General features: G+C 42.3%; 14 protein-coding genes, 1 tRNA gene and 1 pseudogene. 9 read left to right on the plus strand and 7 right to left on the minus strand.

Features of this window, described 5'->3' with window-relative positions; all coding sequences use genetic code 11:
* Nucleotides 1-115: 115 nt before the first annotated feature.
* Nucleotides 116-478 (minus strand): DUF4180 domain-containing protein, encoded by a 363-nt coding sequence (locus BLV62_RS21575; RefSeq protein WP_089764202.1) that lies wholly within the window; start codon nt 476-478, stop codon nt 116-118.
* Nucleotides 479-671: 193 nt separating this feature from the next.
* Nucleotides 672-1,508 carry a hypothetical protein gene (locus BLV62_RS21580; protein WP_139170340.1) on the minus strand — a complete coding sequence of 279 codons (837 nt, stop codon included), beginning with the start codon at nt 1,506-1,508 and terminating at the stop codon, nt 672-674.
* 250 nt (nt 1,509-1,758) lie between these two features.
* On the opposite strand from BLV62_RS21580, the gene BLV62_RS21585 reads away from it, so the two are divergent.
* The 4 genes from BLV62_RS21585 to BLV62_RS21600 all read left to right on the plus strand — a co-directional run bounded on the left by BLV62_RS21585 (nt 1,759) and on the right by BLV62_RS21600 (nt 5,404).
* A complete protein-coding gene (locus BLV62_RS21585; RefSeq protein ID WP_089764206.1) occupies nt 1,759-2,265 on the plus strand; it encodes an N-acetyltransferase in 507 nt (168 codons plus the stop codon).
* 136 nt (nt 2,266-2,401) lie between these two features.
* Nucleotides 2,402-3,271, plus strand: coding sequence for a helix-turn-helix domain-containing protein (locus BLV62_RS21590; RefSeq protein WP_089764207.1), 870 nt, complete (start codon nt 2,402-2,404; stop codon nt 3,269-3,271).
* Nucleotides 3,272-3,453: 182 nt separating this feature from the next.
* Nucleotides 3,454-4,572: an epoxide hydrolase family protein gene (locus tag BLV62_RS21595; RefSeq protein ID WP_089764208.1), complete on the plus strand. Its 1,119-nt coding sequence runs from the start codon at nt 3,454-3,456 to the stop codon at nt 4,570-4,572.
* A gap of 136 nt (nt 4,573-4,708) precedes the next feature.
* On the plus strand, nt 4,709-5,404 hold the full coding sequence (locus BLV62_RS21600) for a hypothetical protein (RefSeq protein ID WP_089764209.1): 696 nt from the start codon (nt 4,709-4,711) through the stop codon (nt 5,402-5,404).
* A 209-nt stretch (nt 5,405-5,613) separates the two neighbouring features.
* On the opposite strand, the gene BLV62_RS21605 is transcribed toward BLV62_RS21600, so the two are convergent.
* Nucleotides 5,614-6,255, minus strand: a complete 642-nt coding sequence (locus tag BLV62_RS21605; RefSeq protein WP_225889665.1) for a hypothetical protein — start codon at nt 6,253-6,255, stop codon at nt 5,614-5,616.
* Between the two features lie 103 nt (nt 6,256-6,358).
* Here BLV62_RS21605 and BLV62_RS21610 point away from each other — a divergent pair, with 103 nt between their 5' ends.
* The 3 genes and pseudogenes from BLV62_RS21610 (at nt 6,359) to BLV62_RS21620 (ending at nt 7,912) form a co-directional block, all read left to right on the plus strand.
* Nucleotides 6,359-7,255, plus strand: coding sequence for a helix-turn-helix domain-containing protein (locus tag BLV62_RS21610; RefSeq protein ID WP_089764211.1), 897 nt, complete (start codon nt 6,359-6,361; stop codon nt 7,253-7,255).
* A gap of 92 nt (nt 7,256-7,347) precedes the next feature.
* Nucleotides 7,348-7,575 (plus strand): annotated as a pseudogene (locus tag BLV62_RS29025) (type II toxin-antitoxin system HigB family toxin); the annotation flags it as partial.
* Complete coding sequence (locus BLV62_RS21620; protein WP_089764213.1) at nt 7,553-7,912, plus strand: helix-turn-helix domain-containing protein; 360 nt, start codon at nt 7,553-7,555, stop codon at nt 7,910-7,912. The pseudogene BLV62_RS29025 and the gene BLV62_RS21620, both read left to right, overlap by 23 nt.
* Nucleotides 7,913-8,367: 455 nt before the next feature.
* On the opposite strand, the gene BLV62_RS21625 is transcribed toward BLV62_RS21620, so the two are convergent.
* From BLV62_RS21625 to BLV62_RS21635, 3 genes are all read right to left on the minus strand, one after another.
* Nucleotides 8,368-8,444 (minus strand) — tRNA-Pro (locus BLV62_RS21625).
* Nucleotides 8,445-8,528: 84 nt separating this feature from the next.
* On the minus strand, nt 8,529-10,928 hold the full coding sequence (locus BLV62_RS21630; protein ID WP_089764214.1) for an ABC transporter permease: 2,400 nt from the start codon (nt 10,926-10,928) through the stop codon (nt 8,529-8,531).
* Between the two features lie 128 nt (nt 10,929-11,056).
* The gene (locus BLV62_RS21635) at nt 11,057-11,476 is read right to left on the minus strand and encodes a DUF1648 domain-containing protein (protein ID WP_089764216.1); all 420 of its coding nucleotides are present in this window, start codon (nt 11,474-11,476) and stop codon (nt 11,057-11,059) included.
* Nucleotides 11,477-11,951: 475 nt separating this feature from the next.
* Here BLV62_RS21635 and BLV62_RS21640 point away from each other — a divergent pair, with 475 nt between their 5' ends.
* Nucleotides 11,952-13,685, plus strand: a complete 1,734-nt coding sequence (locus BLV62_RS21640; protein WP_089764218.1) for a hybrid sensor histidine kinase/response regulator — start codon at nt 11,952-11,954, stop codon at nt 13,683-13,685.
* Here the strand turns inward: BLV62_RS21640 and BLV62_RS21645 are convergent.
* Nucleotides 13,670-14,620 (minus strand): terpene synthase family protein, encoded by a 951-nt coding sequence (locus BLV62_RS21645; protein ID WP_089764220.1) that lies wholly within the window; start codon nt 14,618-14,620, stop codon nt 13,670-13,672. The two genes, BLV62_RS21640 and BLV62_RS21645, sit on opposite strands and share 16 nt — an antisense overlap.
* A gap of 636 nt (nt 14,621-15,256) precedes the next feature.
* Between BLV62_RS21645 and BLV62_RS21650 the strand changes: the two genes are divergently transcribed.
* Nucleotides 15,257-17,014, plus strand: coding sequence for an SWIM zinc finger family protein (locus BLV62_RS21650; RefSeq protein ID WP_089764221.1), 1,758 nt, complete (start codon nt 15,257-15,259; stop codon nt 17,012-17,014).
* The last annotated feature ends 153 nt before the right edge of the window (nt 17,015-17,167 follow it).

Below are 17,167 nucleotides of genomic sequence, written 5' to 3' on the forward strand. Positions count from 1 at the left end.
AAAAATATTTTGAATGTCGCGAATGCATCTTGATAAGAGTTTAACACTGGTTAACGTAATTATAAAATGAATATCTTATACGGCACAGGATAATCGGGGCGTAACTATATTCTGCTCAGCTGCTAAGTACATTGATCGCTTCTTCGATAGTCGGTACAAAGTTCACCTGCTTTCTTTTATTACTTTCATATATAAAATCCCTCAGGCTTTTGCTTCCTGCATAAGCAACAAAGTCGCCCACTATAGCTAACCGTACCCGGTAAGTCGAAAACTTTTGCAGTATCTCGCCTGCCAGACCTGTCTTCAGCTCAAAAAATGCCGGGGTTATATTCTTTTCATGAATGATGATCTTATCGAAGTCCTGGTACCCTAGATTTCCCAATATATCCAATCCATCATCCGCTGTTTCTATTACAAAACCATCAGAGATGACCTCGGCAATTTTAGAATTTCCTGTTTTAATTGTTCTTATATCCATTCTTCCTAGTTTATATACTATTATCAAATATAGGTATTCCTTCAACGCTCCGAGCTGCAGTCAATAAGAAAGCAGGTTCCATTTACCGGAACCTGCCTTTGAGTTTGTTGCCAGGGTAGGCAACAGTTGTAGGTTAGCAAAAGGGCATCAAGCCCTAAATCTTATTTTGTATACGCTACGGTACAGGATCAAACTATTTGTTATAGATCGGGCATCTTTTAAGCATGTAAAACAGCGCATCTTTGTAGGAGGTTTCATTCTGGAACATAGCCGTACGATGAGAATCAAATACTTTACTGTTTTGATAATTATAAATGAGAACTGCAACCTCGTTTTGGTAGGTTCTTTCCACCACAGTGCTGCTGGCTTTATTCTGCCTGATACGATCATCATCTTTTGCGGTAATTGTTTTGGTTTCGGCGCTGGCAACATTTTCTTTGCTGCTGCGGGACAGGCTTCCCTGAACGATCATCTCAACACCTAAAATTTTGCATAATTCTGCGTACGTATACCCTTTGATGGTAGTTTCGTCGATTCCCCTGCGGATCAGCAAAGCATTGGTCGTCTGCGGGTCCTGGAAGTTATATACGCCATTTCTTTTACTCAGGTAAAAATAGGTATCATCCTGCAACTTTTCCCTCGTAGCCGAAATCTGTTCCAATGCTTCGCCTACGCTGCGATACTTAAATGGCAGTATTGCTACCAGGTTACGTTCCATTGGAGGATATTGATCGGTTGATTCTTTTGAGGCGCCAGATATAGTTTCAGTTCTGCCACTGGAAAAAACGATCTTGTTGATGTCGGCCTTCTTCAGTGAGTATTCCAGTTCCTCCCCGCTATGAACGAATAATATTACGTCAGGCTGTACTCCGGTCACTTTTCCATGCTTCACCTCTCCGCTGAGCATCATTATACTATCTTCCTTTATTACCTGCGCTTTCTTTGGGGCGGTGCTTTGAGCGGCCAGGGGATTGGGATATGTGAACAGAAAACATATTACTCCTGCCAATAGCATAACGCATCTTTTCATATAGTTTGCAAAAATTTAGATGCTAATAGTACGCGTGTGAAGTGGTGTTACCCCTATGGGTGAGGGAAGAAGATTTTTATGGATTGAACAATAATGTCGGGTGATTAATATTGCAGGAGGATTTAATCCCCGATCGTGGCATTGATAAAGTCATTCTTTTTCCAATCTGTACCACTCATTCTTTCATATTCTGTACCTGTATATTCCCAAACAATCAACCTACTTTTGAACAGACATAACACCAACAGATATGGAAATAATCACGAAGTTCAATATAGGAACAGGAGACATGCTGCCGGCTCTCATGGAAGAGGTAACCCGCGAAAAATTCTCAGCTTTAGTTAGTACCGGTACCATTGAAAAATATATTGATGATAAATTCGACCGAAAAGTACTGATGGCAGATCTTAACAACATAGCCAACCAGGTCCTCGTTGTATATGTAGATAACAAACCGGCGGGATATGCCCATATCACAGCAAAAGGACAAAAGCCGGAAGTACTGGGGAGCAAACGTGGTATCCGGCTGGCTGAGTTCGGGATACTTCAGCAATACAACGAAGATGCAGTCAGGCTTTCCCTGTTTGAAAAATGTATGTTAGTCACCAAATCTTACGACGGTGTATGGATAAACGAATATGCTGAAAGTTCCCTTATCTCTTTCTTTGAAAGCAAAGGATTTGTGCCGCAGGATGAATCGTTCGGGCTGGAAGGGCTTCCATTGCCAGCCAAGTGCCTGGTCAAACTACGAGTCTAATATTTGTTATCCTGGATGGTATCGTTTGTTGTCGAATCAACTTATTCTTATTTGGTCGGATGCCTGATCATTTTTTGAAGGATACAAAGCAGAAAAAGTATTATTTTGGATCAAACCCAAGATAAATAGCATCTGCATGCAACGAAAACCTAATTTAAATTCATTCAACCTATATGAATTCCTAAAACATCAGAATTCTCATAGCCTGCAAGTCCCCTTCTTCCTGGCCGACAAGGATACATATAAGAACGCTCATATAAATTTCCCCTTCCGTACATTTTCTTATGGGTTAGGTATTACATATACCGGTGAAGGTGATGTTTTCAGGATCGGCAGTACCGATTATCTTGTAACGGCAGGATGCCTGACCACTGTTGGACCCGGAATGGTTTGTCAATGGACCGGTAGTTATACAGCCGAACATGATACCGTCTATTTTACAGAAGAACTGTTTTCTGATCTGCAATCGAATTCTTTCCTGCAATCTCTTCCCTTCTTTTTTCATGGCGGCAATCATGTATGCAAGCTGACCGACGAACAGTTGGGAAAAATTACGGCATTGTTCTCTTTGATTAAAGAATTGAAAGATGAAAAAAGCGCGATTCCCGGGCTGGTGCATTCTCTTTTATCGTTGGCTAATACTTTTCATTCCATTCAGAAAAGCACTCAAAAGAACAATGCCGCATCCAATAAAGAAAAGATCACCAGTTCTTTCAGGAAGCTGGTTGCGGAGCATTATCCCGAACATAAAGAAGTGGCTTATTACGCAACGAAACTGAACCTTACTCCTAAATATCTTAGCGAGATCCTGCAAACAGAGGTTGGTAAATCGGCCAAAACCTTTATCGACGAATATGTGATAATGGAAGCGAAAAGCCTGCTGAAACAAACCACCCTTTCTGTCCAGGAAATATGCTATTGGTTGGGGTATGAAGATGCATCCCACTTTACAAAATCATTCAAAAAGCTAACTAACGTCACCCCTACTGACTATCGCAGGGCTTAATTAAGCAAAACCGAATTTTTTACCAGTTCTCCCGACATACAGACTAACAGCCCCGTATGGGTATCTCTACCTTTGTTTCAGTAAAACAATACAACATGATACCCAGAATTATCTCATTCGTTTTTATAACACTCATATTAAGTTCTACAACCTTGCATTCACAAACCAGTAAAAATTTGACCATGAAAAATGTATCGGAATTTAAAGTATCAGTTCCCCAACCCGTATTGGATGATTTAAAAAGACGCCTGGAAAATACCCGCTGGCCGGGCGAAGCAGAAGGTTCCGGATGGAACTTTGGCACCAGCGAAGCCTACCTGAAAGAGTTGGTACAATACTGGCTCACCAAATACGATTGGCGTAAACAGGAAGCAGCTTTAAATAAATACCCTCAATATATTGCCGATGTAAATGGCGTGAAGATCCACTTCCAGTATATCAAAGGCAAAGGTAAGCACTCCAAGCCCCTTATATTAACACATGGCTGGCCCGACAGCTATTACCGTTTTAATAAGATCATTCCGTTATTAACAGAAGGCGAACAAAGTTTTGACCTGGTCATCCCGTCTATCCCCGGCTTCGGATACTCAGAGAAAAAAGCGATAACAAGTGAAGCAGTGGCTGATCTATGGAAGGTACTGATGACCGAAAACCTGGGTTACGCTAAATTCTATGCTGCCGGAGGCGATGTAGGGATGGGCGTTACCAAGGCGCTGGCATCCAAATATCCTGACGTCGTAGCCGGGGTTCATTTCATAGATATCGGTTACCCTATGGGGCAGGAGGACCCTGCAACGATGACGGAAGCTGAAAAGCAATTTGCACAATTTGTACAGCAGTGGTGGTATAGTGAAGGCGCCTATGCAATGGTACACTCCACAAAGCCGCAATCGCTGGCTTATGCGCTGAACGACTCTCCTGCAGGTCTTACCGCCTGGATACTTAGCTTTATCAACGCAGGCGCTCCACCTGAAATGATAGAACAGGCGTTTGGCGGCAAAGACGACCTGCTTACCAATATCATGATCTATTGGACCACAGAAACAGTAGCTACTTCGGTGAGGATGTACAAGGCAGATGCTATTGCACAATGGGGCGGTTCTCAACCATTACAAAAATCGAAGGTTCCCGCAGGTATCTCTGTATTCCCAAGAGAAGCGCAATTTCCAAAAGAATGGGCAGAACGTTTTGTAAATGTGGTAAGTTTCAGGAAGATGAAAGAGGGAGGGCATTTCCCTGCGCTGGAAGTACCGAATGTATTTGCGGATGAGTTAAGGACTTTTTTCTATAGTATAGAGTAGAAGAGAACTTTGACAGAATTTTTGCAAGGCCTGCTTATAGAGCGGGCTTTGTAATTTTCGGCAGATTCGACAGCGATCAGAAAGGTTTCAGTTATAAAAGAAAATAGCGGACCTTCGTTCCCATATTTAATTAACTATGACAGATTCCTACCAGGCCGGGGAACAAATTTACTATGTCAGGAATTTCCAGGATCTTGTTGCTACGCCATTTAATAAAGAAATGAATGCGATTTGCTGGAGCCGTGAATTAAAAGGCGATTTCGCTGAGATTGTCGGTAAAGTAGCGTTAAACGGGAATATAACAGAGATTGAACAGGAGGAACTTCTTGAGCTTCAATTGAGTGAACAAGGACAACTTGCACGCGAAACTCTGTTAAATGACCTGGAGCTATTGAAAGCTCATGGCGCATCGCCGGTCCTTAACGTGATCACCCACTACGAGCAGGACGATACCTACCCGTTTTTCCCAACCGATGTTTACTCGTTTCATGCAGATCGTTCTCCCATACCTACCGATACCTTTTTATGCACTTACTATGGTGATCCAAGTGAAATACTACCCAATTCTCAAGGCCTGAAAAAAGTACTGATCCCGGAAATACGCGACGAACTGAAAAAGGTATACCAGGGACCGGATGAAGAATTTGATTCTTTCTTAAGTGATCATTTCTTTGACCTGCACTATCAGGCCAAACCGGGGGCGCACCCCATAAGTTTAGGAGTTGGAAATTTATGGAGGCTGGCAGTTGATCATCCGGGAAGCCAGGTTCCCCCGTGTCTTCACCGGGCGCCGAGGGAAAAATCCGGGAAGAGGCTACTGTTGATTTGTTGAAGGCAAGTGAGGAATTTGCCATGCGATCTAATTCTTCTCGCCATGCATTTAGCCGCCTTTGGTATAAGAGAAAGCTCAATACCATTAAATAAAACCAGGGTTTGTAGCAATAGCCAGGTTTGTCCTGACTATTTGCTACAAACGTAAAATCCAGAATCATACATTCAACAATTTACTTATATATAATTCCCGCCAGGCTTAACAAATACTCAGCAACCACCTTTGTGAGGGGGACGTTTATAAATTATTTTACCGTCTTGTTCTACATAGTCGCCCGCTACTATTGGATATGAATACTTGGGAGCCCACGATACGCTATGGCTTCTTATAATTATCCTGTCGTTAACTTTCAGGTTATGCAATTGCCGAAATTCACTGTTGAAATTCAAAAAATTCTTGTCAAACTTTTCTGGTCCGAAACTAAGAATATAGTCGTCATCATTAATCCTGACCATCATTCCGAAACCTAGCCGTGAACCTGGCGGAAGCGAAAGAGAGGTTACAACAGCCTCCATATCGGTAAAAGCGCTTGTATTCTTCCTGATTTTAGCAGCCCCGGCAAGCACTTTTTTACCATCGGGAGAGGTTTCCCAATTTTTGTACTTTATACCCTCGGGGGTAGCCGCCCATCTTTCTCTTTCGGCTTTAATTTCAGCGGCAGAAAGTGGTCGTGGCACTGTTTTTTTAGAAGTTTCATTTTTAATTTCACGATTGGCAAATACTAGTCCGCCTGCCACAACCAGCGGTAAGATCAGCGCATAAATAGCTTTTTTCATATTTTTTAGTTTAATTAACATTGATCTACCTCCTGATAAACCAGATCCGTTTAAGGCATTTTGTTTATTTTTCATACCCTATAAAATTGATTTCAACGAAATTAACTTGCGATTTTTCAGGCTGGAAACCAGGATTGTAAATAAAAATGTAACCTTTGTAAATAAATTGTAAAGTAGTATGTCTGATAGCCGAAACCCCCTCTCCGGGAAACGCAGGTACCTCTTCGGGTTATTATTACTTCTTTTTATCTCTGCCATATGTGTGGCTTTCACCATAAGAGATAATGACGGTTTTGATACTTCAAGAAGAGAAGTTTTGCTCCGCAGAATAGGACATGAACTGCTCCTACAGTCGGGCGACAGTACATCGCGGGTACTTCCGGTAGAAAAACTCAGTGACAATGAATACCAGGTAAGGTTTGAGAAAGAATTTACTTTTCAACCCGACTCCCTGGTGAGTACTACTCAGCGTTTGTTGGCCAAAGACCCGTTCGCAAGTGATTATGTTGTTAACGTACTTAACTGTGCTAACGCCAGTGTAGCTTATGAATATGCTATATCAAAAAATAAGAAGGATAATATTATAACCTGTTTAGGAAGAAGGCAACCTGTAGCATGTTACATCATCGACATTAAATTTAAACCGCGCGGTATCACTACCACAAAAAATAAATATTTACTGGGAGGAGGCTTATTATGTTTGGCAATTGCCGGTTTTGTTTTTTTCAGACCAGTTAAACCGCGAAGGGTATTACCCGTAGATGATCAGCAAACCGACATGATCACTTTGGGAGCAGTGTTGTTCGATACAAAGAACCGGAAGCTGGTAATAGATGGTACAACAACAGACCTGACCGGAACTGAAACCCGTGTACTCAGTATTTTCGCAAAGTCTCAGAATGAAATAATTGAGAGAAGCAGGCTGCAAAAAGAGATATGGGAAGATGAAGGCGTGATAGTGGGACGTAGTCTGGATATGTTCATATCAAAGCTTAGGAAAAAATTGGAACCTGATCCGAATATCAGAATTGTGGCTATACGTGGGAAAGGATATAAGCTTGAAATTAGCTCTTAGAAAGGCGGAATACATGCTGTAAGAACGTTAAAGGAGTATTGGGAGGAATCCCACAGGCAGAACAGGCATTATTATCCTAGTATGACAAAGCGGGAACTGCAAATTGGAATAACCCTAACGAGTTAAAAAGCCAGTATCGAAATGCCTCTGTTCTTACTGATAAAAGAGTAGTTTTCAATATTCATGGGAATACTTACCGGTTAATCGTAGATATTGAGTACCGGCTAAAAATAGTATTCATAGCGTGGTTCGGTACTCATAAGCAATATGATAAAATAGACGCTAAAAAAGTAAGTTATGCTAAAACCAATAAAAAATAATCAGCAGTATGAAGATGCGTTAGCCCGTGCTTATGTGCTGATGCAAAAAAATATCAAGCCTGATTCTAAAGAATCTGATGAATTGGAAATTTTTTCTATTCTAATTAAAGAATATGAAAATGAACATTATCCTGTTCCTAAGCCCAATCCGCTGGAGGCTATTAAATTCCGGCTGGAACAGATGAATATGTCTGAAGTGGAATTGTCTGAAATTTTGGGATATCGATCCAGGAAATCAGAAATTTTATCTGGCAAAAGAAAATTAAGTCTTGCCATGATAAGGAAATTAAATGAATTATTACATATTCCCGCAGAAGTTTTAATACAAGCCTATTAGGGACTGAATAAATATTCAAGGCAGTTATTGGACAATGTCGAAAAATTTAGGGCAGGAAAAAAATCGTTCGATCTTACAAAGCAATTGATTCAAAAAGAAATAAAAGCAAAAATCCTAAGCTAGTCGTAGCAACGGGGTATATCAAAGACCAAATAATTGAGCAATATGCACTTAAAATTTGGCCTATTGAGCTTCCCAATGACGTTACATAACCATTGCGAAGCTGTATATGATCGCAGAGTTAAAAGAAGAAAAAAGAAATGAGCAAAGGAAACGCTTTAAGGCATAAAACTCGATAGAGAGAAAAACTTAAAAGAGTAAAATTTTGAAATGTGCCGATGTTAACAGGATTCGAACTCCTAAATATAGGATAATCAACCTTCTCAAAGAATTCCCTCTAAAGCACGAATTAAATCGAACTAAAAAACCCGCTACCAGAGCGGGCTTTAAGTTTCTGGTCGGGGCGGCAGGATTCGAACCTGCGGCCTCCACATCCCAAATGTGGCGCGATACCGGGCTACGCTACGCCCCGAATTCCGCTGTTTGCGGAGTGCAAATGTATGAAAATGTTACATAAAAGCAAATCCAATCATATTTTTTCATGAATATCAACAGCCTATTCCGCTTTCAGGCTTTTTACAGGGTTAGCCCTGGCTGCTTTAACAGATTGGAAACTCATCGTAAGAAAAGCCACAAGAATAGCCGATATCCCTGCTACCACGAAGATCCACCACTCAATACTGATATGATACACAAAGTGAGATAACCACCGCTGCATCATCCAGTAAGCAAGCGGGAAACCAATTAAAAGAGCCAGTAATACCAGCAATATAAAGTCTTTGGACAGCATACCTACTATACTGGTTACACTGGCGCCCAAAACCTTCCTGATACCTATTTCCCGGATCCTTTGCTGGGTTGCATAGGTTGTAAGCCCGAAAAGTCCCAGACAGGAAACAAGAATAGCCAGAACGGAGAAAATATTGAACAGCTTACCCATACGCTGCTCGGTTAAATAAAGATGCTCCAGGTCCTGGCTTATAAAACCCATAGTGAAAGGAAAATCTCCGAACGTTTTCTGAAATGCTGCCTGCAAACCGGCTTCCACCCGGGGCAATTTATTCAGTCCTGTTCTAACAACCACATAACCATTATTGCCGTTAAAATTCCCATCATTCGCATTTCTGAGCAATAAAGGCTGAATTGGCTGTTGAACGGGCTTGAAATTAAAGTCTTTCAATACCCCAACAATTTCACCGGCCGGGGCTCCTCCAATCGTCACCTTTTTCCCCAATGCGCTGTTGGCATCCACTCCCAGTATCTTCAGCGCAGCTTCATTTACAACCAGGTTGTTTTTATCCGCTACTGCATCTTCCCGGAAAAACCTGCCGCTTACCAACTGCATTTTGAATGTCTGCGCAAAGTGGTAGTCTACCCACATCTGGCAGAATAAAGGCTGAGATAATGGATCTTTCCCTTCCCAGTTCACAAACTTGGTACCCGTAGTAAGGTCGGTAGGCAAATGACTGATAAAGGTAACATCTTCCAGCCCTGCCTTCCCGGCAACAGCTGTCTTCAGCGCCTGGCAATGCTGCACCAGGTCGCCGATCCTCGGAATAGGCGCATATACTAAGTCGTTCTTGTTAAACCCTATATCCCTTTTCTGTATATAGGTAAGCTGGCGGTATACCACAATAGTACTGATGATCAGTATCACCGCAATAGAGAATTGCACGACAATTAAACTGCTGCGGAAAAAGGACCTGTTGCCATGCATAACCTTCGCTCCTTTCAGCACTTTGACAGGGAGGAACGACGACAGCAGCAACGATGGGTAGCTGCCTGCGATAAGGCCCAACAATAAAACGCCTCCTATTAGCATACCAACCCAGTTTACCGACAGGAACGGCAAAGTAATAGCCTTACCTGTCAGCTGGTTGAAAAGAGGCGTTAGCAACCACGCCAGCGCCAATCCCAGACCCAGCGATATAAAAGAAAGCAATATTGCTTCCGTCAGGAACTGGAATACCAATTGCGAACGTTTTGCGCCTATCGCTTTACGTAATCCTACTTCCTTCGCCTTGCCGGCAGATAATGCAGTAGATAAATTCATGAAATTGATACAGGCGATTAGCAGGATGAAAATAGCCACCAGCGAAAAAGTGTTCACCTGTTGCCTGTTCCCCTGGCCGGCAACATCCAGCATAAGGCCCGGCGAAAGATGTATATCTGTTAACGCCTGTAACCGCAGCGTTGCTTTGGTATGTGAATCGTCTAACTGTTCATGGAGTTGCATGATCCTTTTCTCCATTCCCGCAATGGCATTCTTTGTAGGGTTGAAAGCAGGGGCGAAAAGTATATAGCTATACAGATCATAATTACCCCAACCTTGCGATAGGTTGATCGTTCTTTCGTAAAGTTGTATGGGCAGCACCATGTCAAATTGCAGGTGCGAGTTAACAGGAATATCTTTCAGGATAGCCGTTACCATCAGGTCATTGCCTGTATAATCGTTATCTATATGCAGGGTTTTCCCTATAGCATTCTCTGGGCTGCCAAAATATTTCCGGGCGCCGCTTTCCGTAAGCAACACCGTACCCGGATCCTTAAACAGCGGAGCAGGCCCGCCGTTGGCCATAGGAAAAGAAAACAGTTGCAGGAAATTACTATCTGCATACAGTATCTGCTTATCTTCAAACTTCCGGGCGCCTATTGTTACCATCGACTGAAGCGGCACTACCCTGGTCACCATCTTTACTTCCGGGAAAGCTTCCTTTACAGCCATTGCCAGCGGCACCGGCACAACCGCCGACTTGATATCATTGACCTGGGCGGTGATGCGGTAAATATGACTGGCATCCTTATGAAACCTGTCATAGCTTCTTTCATCAGCTACCCATAAAAAAATAAGGATACTACAGGCCATCCCGGCAGACAACCCCAATACGTTTAGTATAGAAAAAAGCTTGTTCCTGCGTAAGTTGCGAAAAGCAATTTTGATATAGCTGTAAAGCATACTCCTTTTTCGGTTTCTTTCACATCAACAATGCCATTCAATTATGAATTTATTAAACAGCAATTTAGATATATTAATAAAACAAAAATTGTCCGTTAACAATACAGCCCACGTTCATTTTTATTTATTTACGCCGTTACAATGGTAAGCACAGTAAGACCCAGGAAAATAAGGGCAACCGCAAAGCGCAGCAGTATAAATGTTCTTAACGTAGTTATTCCCAGGTTTCCATCCACCTTCCCGAAGTTATCAAGATCTTTAAAATTTTTCATGATAAATCCAGCCTGCATCAGCACAGATAACAACACGAAAATTCCTGCCGCCACATATACCAGCGTTGCCAGGTTACTATTATCGCCATACCTGTCGGGCCTCAATTGCCAGTTAAAATGAACAGGTATTTCAGCTGGTAAACGCGACGCAAACAAGCCAGTGATCAGCATTTGCGCAATTAAGCAAACCAGGGAAAGAACAGTAATAAAAGTATCCTGCCATTGGCCGGTAGGAGAAAAAAACTTCTTGATTGGCGCTTTATAAACGCTATACATCGCATCAGGTATTTAAAAAAATAAACGATCTAACTGCAATGGTTATATGAAATTGTCTGCAATCCATTTTTACTTCTGCAAAGTTATTTTATTTTTGTCGGGCGCCCGGTTGCCTGGTACAACATCAATCAATCGGTCTCTATAATGTAGCTGGTAAAGTTTAGCATCGCCCGACGGGGAAGTCATAAATAGTACAAATCAATTGAATGGAAAACCACAGCAACCTGTCTCCCTATTTAACTATCTTTAAATAATTTAAATATATGAAAATACTATTAATGAATTACCTGTAAATCTTTTTATGTACATCCTGAATAGCATATAAATTATAACCTGATTTTTAGTATATTATTATCGCTTATTAGAACGCATTGATCGGCCACCCAAAAACTTGTACGAATAATTGTTATCTTAGTAAAATCGCTAAAGTGGATTCCGACATTGTATTTGAAAATTCCAAAAACATCCCCTCAAAATGAAATTCGATATTATTGGAAAACCCATTTTTGCAGGTACTGAAGGCATGGAAAATTCCGCCAATAGAAAATCTGTGATTGTGATCAATTCACTTGCTTTAGTTGTTGGCGCTATGGTGATAGGTGTAGGGGGCTACTTTTACCTGCTTACTTCTTCCCTGTTAGTACTCATCCCTGTGATCATTGAAACGCTTAGCTTCCTGTCGGTGATCGTACTTAACAGCCGTAAAAGATTCGTAGAGGCCAATCTCGTTATGCTGGTTGCCCACTGCATATTTGCTGTGTACTGGAGCATAGTACTGGATGCCGCTATATCCACAGAACTGTTATTAGCATTCCTCTTCTTAATTATATTCCACCTCAGTGGCAGTTTTATTGTTTATAAAGAGAAAAAGACCATCATCGTTTGTCTTACCATGGTGATCCTGCTAACTATCTCTGTTCATTTAAACAGGGTATATCATGCGATCACACCACTGAGTATTTCCCCTTCGGTACAAAGCACCATGAGAGGTATCACTTCTATTGCCTTCCTGGTACTGATAGCGCTGATCATGTCTACCTACCTGGGCAAGATACAGGTGCTGCTCCTGTCTGAAAGGCAATTAAAAGAAGTATCCGAAAGAAAGAGCGCTTTTTTAAGAGAAACTTTTCATGAACTCAGAACACCGTTAAACGCCATCTTCGGTAATGCGCAGTTCCTTCAGCAACGAAAACAGAATTATGAGCTGCCCGAACGCCAGGAAGTCGAAAACCTGTATGCTGCCTCCTATATAGCCCGGAATATCGTTAATAATGTACTGGATATGTCGCGTATCGACTCCGGTAAATTTTATGTGCTGATCAAAGAGCCCTTTAACCTGAAAGAAACGATCGCATTGTGCGTAGCCATGAACAGCTACCTTGCCGCCTCCAGGGGTATAATTATCAACATAGAATATGCCGATGAACTTCCGCTGGCTATCAACAGCGACAAGCTATTGCTCACCAAGATATTTAACAACGTACTATCCAATGCTGTAAAATTCGCCCCCGACAATTCATTGGTCCTGTTTAAGTGTTATGCAATAGAAGAACAGATCATTTTCGAGATCAGCAACGAAGGAACTATTAACCCCGAAGTTGCCGGCAAAATATTCGATGCCTTTGTGACCACCCGCAGCCAGCTATCTGAAGGTACAGGACTGGGACTCGCCATCACCAGGCACCTGGTAGAACTCTTCGGAGGAAAGATCGCGCTGAAACCTAACGATAACGACCAAACGATCGTTTATTTCAATATCCCGCTAGAAACCGCCACAGATGCAGTGAATACGCATCACGCATTCCAGTACAGGAAGAACTGCTTCTATGGAGCTACAGCAGTTGTAATAGAAGACGACCTGCCCAGCAGCACTTTACTGAAAAAGGTATTGGAAGAAATGGGGATACAACCTATCCTCTGTAAAGATGCACAGGAATCTATTGCCGTGATCAGCGAAAATAAACCAACTGTAATTATTTCAGACCTGAATATGCCCGGACTGAATGGCAGGGAATTGCTTGGAATCGTAAACAATCATAAAGAACTGAAAGGCATCCCCGTCCTTATTGTTTCCGGAGATGCCTTTAGTACTGTCAGAGAAGAACTGTTAGAAGCCGGCGCTGCTGCATTTATCACCAAACCGGTGCATTTTAAAGAACTGTACCAGGAGTTGTCCAGGCAGCTGCCCCTACGCTATGCAGCCGTATAGCGCTTACTCTCGATAGTCGCCCAATCATAATACCCCCTGAGTATTTTCCTTAGTCCCAAAACATAGGCATCTACCTGTGTGTTGATAGCCTCGCTCCAAAACGGCATCCTGGAGCAAGCTGCTTCCAGCATTTCCAGGTGCTGATCATGCTCCCTGATCACATAGCTAAACGCTTCGTCTTCCGTCAGCTTCAATTCATGCTGGGCAATAAAGATGAGGTTTAAACCGGTTGTTTCCAGGTTCTTCTCCCGGTGAAAAGAATGCACGTCATTTCCCAAACCTCCAACCAGGTTTAGTATCAACTCTATTTCCTGCATAACCGGATGGAGATATACTTCATCGGGCAGGTCGAGCCGCTGGAAAATGGCTACCAACGGGAACATAATTGAAAATCCTGTGTCGGGGCGCACACGGAAATACTCTTTTATCGTTGGCAGGTAATTCCTGGTTTGCATATCAATCTCGTAAAAACATTCCTTCAGGTAAGTAACAATGTGTTTGCATAATAACTGGTAAAGGAAAGGAGAACTGATAGCCTTGAACCTGGCCATGATGTCCATTAAACTGATACTCAGGATATCATCCTTAAACCTGGGTCCACGGTCCTCGAGGATGTCGATAAGGCTGTAGAGCAATGCCTCCATAGCAACAGCATCGTTACGATCGTTAGACGCTCTGTCGCATTTGTCATCAACCGAGAATAACCACGTCAGTAGATCGCCGGCCAGGCAAAGGTCAGTATATGAAGCATCGGGATATTCCCTGGCCCCTTGCATGCCGAATTGCGCCTTTTCGTACCATTTCAAAGGTTTGATAGCCGGGTAAAGCTGGAAGTCTGCAGCAAATGAAAGTGTATGCGCCTGTACCGCATCCGCAAAAGGACTGATTTCAGTGATCCCGGGAAATTCAACATAGTTTTTTTCAAGAACTAACATAACAGAAAAATTAAAAGGTGAGAAAATTATTGTGAGATAATAATGAGCGATAACAATAACTACCGGATAACTAACCTGTTTGCGACAATCATGAATAACCTGGTAGCCCGACAAACATCCCTTATCAGTTACTATACGTTGTGATTCCCTGCTCTATAGGACCTTCAATCAATGCTGCCGGGATAAAAAGACAGAACAGGCGCCCGGAGATACATTTTGCTATTCATTTGCCGAAAGCAGGATAAGCGGCATTTTTGGCAATATGAAAATAGTATATATATCCTACATTAAAGAGGGGGCTAGTTAACCCAAACAATTAGTCTTGATTCGTATATATCACGGCGTTAGCTCAATAAGGTTTCATTAGTAATACTCCAAGCTGACAATTCAAAAGTTTACATGTTCGTTTGCATATACCCGGTAACTTGATGGCTTATATTGATATATACTCCGGCAGCAGCAGGAAAGATTCGGTAAAAGGAAAAAAGATATCACCGGGCCGACATGCCGGACGCATTCTCCCACAGTCAATCTAACATATTGAAAACCAATTCATGTCAATAACCGGTCATATACAAAGTTAATTTAGTCGTTTATCATATTTTCCGCGTATTTTGGCCTAAAGCATTCATTTATATGCTCACGCTGAAACAGTTTGAATTACAGATCAACCATACCCTCGTACAACGGGGACGGGAATACTATGAAAATGGCTTAGTTGCAGACCTGCAGGAAACAGGAAACGGGTTCTGGCATGCGGAAGTAACCGGAAACGAAACTTATACCGTAGAGATAAATATCCTGCGGAAAAACATCATTGATTCATGGTCCTGCGACTGCCCCTATGAAGGTAATACCTGTAAACATGTAGTAGCTGTCCTGTTCCGGATCAGGGAAGAGCTGGCAGATAGTCGCGGCCCTGAAAAGATGCCGGCACAAACAGGTTTTGATAAGCTGCTGCAAAGCATTACCCTGGAAGAATGCAGGGAGTTTATAGCAATGCAGGCCGCCAGGGATAAACGATTTAAGGCCCTTTTCGAAGGGTACTTCGCCGGCAAGGACGATAGCATCAACGCAGGTGAAAACTATACCCGGCTGCTTCGGAGCATGGTTGATAATATTTCGGACGGCGAGTATGTCGATTATAAGGCCATTCCCCGTTTCGCCAATGATATCCATGGGTTGCTGGAGGAAGGCCAGCTGCAAATTCAGAAAGGAAATTTACGGAATACTTTAATGCTGGCCCGGGCTGTGCTCACAACCGTTATAGAACTCGTTACCTACTACGATGATTCCGGCAGTTATATAAGTCCTGTTCTCACTGATGCTACAGAACTGTTATCCTTGATTGCTTCAACTGCAAATGCGCCCGATGATCTGTTGAAAGAGGTTTTGATATTCGTACAATCTGCCGTTAACGATCGCCGGTATTTCGATTATGGCGATTTTGGATACAGCCTGGCAGACATCTACCATACCCTTGCTATAAAACTGCACCAGGAGAAAGAATACCTGGAGTTTATCGATTCCCGGCTTAAAATGGCGTCAAAGAATGAATTTACTTTTGAGAAGGATTTTTTTATTGTAAAGAAGATAGCATTCTTAAGGGGAATAGGGAATACGGGCGAAGCCGGAAAGCTGGTGCAGAAATACATGGATGTTATAGCTGTACGGAAAGAAGAGGTGAATAGGTTGATAGAGAGAAAGGAGTTGGAGAAAGCGAAGAAATTAGTTGCTGAGGGAATAAAGATCGCGGAAAAGAAGGGGCACCCTGGTACAGTAATTAACTGGGAGAAAGTGTTATTGCGTATAGCCGTTATAGAGAATGATCTGCAAAATATAAGACGTTATACAAAACAATTGGCTTTTAACAGGCATTTCGACCTGGCTTATTATAATCAATGGAAAGCGACATTCGACACTGAGGAATGGGAATTAGAGATAGAAAAATATATTGAAGAAAGGGTTTCGGAGATAGAACAGCAATACGAAGCGAATAGGGGAAGGTACTGGCATTCGCCGGATACTATACTCCTGGACCTGCTCGCCCCTATTTACATTCAAGAGAAGTATTGGGATAGGTTGCTTAGCCTTATGAGCCGGGAAACAGACCTTAACCGGTTATTACAATATCATCACTATTTACAGGAAGTATATCCATTGCAGTTACTGGCCATTTATCTTCCCGCTTTTATGCGGAAAGGGGATACGGCATCTAACCGCCGTGAATACATTGACCTTGCCAATAAAATGGCGTTTGTTATGGCTGCTATACCGGAGGGCAAAGAGGAGATCATTGATGTAGCAGAGGAACTAAAACGAAAATATGTCCGCAGGCCCGCGATGGTAGAAGAGTTGACCAGGGTGATCAAAATGGCCAGGCAAGAAAAGTAGCCGGTATGGTTCCTGGCGGGGGATCTGCCAAGGTATAATACAGGAATGACGTTGAGAATAGGATCAAGTTGAATAATTGGGGGATTAGGTAAAAATTAAGCATATAGTTTGGTTAACCTGTAGAGAAAAAATTCAACGTCCCGTACTCCTCTG

It is taken from the genome of Chitinophaga terrae (ex Kim and Jung 2007) (genome assembly GCF_900107795.1).
In the GTDB taxonomy this organism is placed as follows: Bacteria; Bacteroidota; Bacteroidia; order Chitinophagales; family Chitinophagaceae; genus Chitinophaga; species Chitinophaga terrae.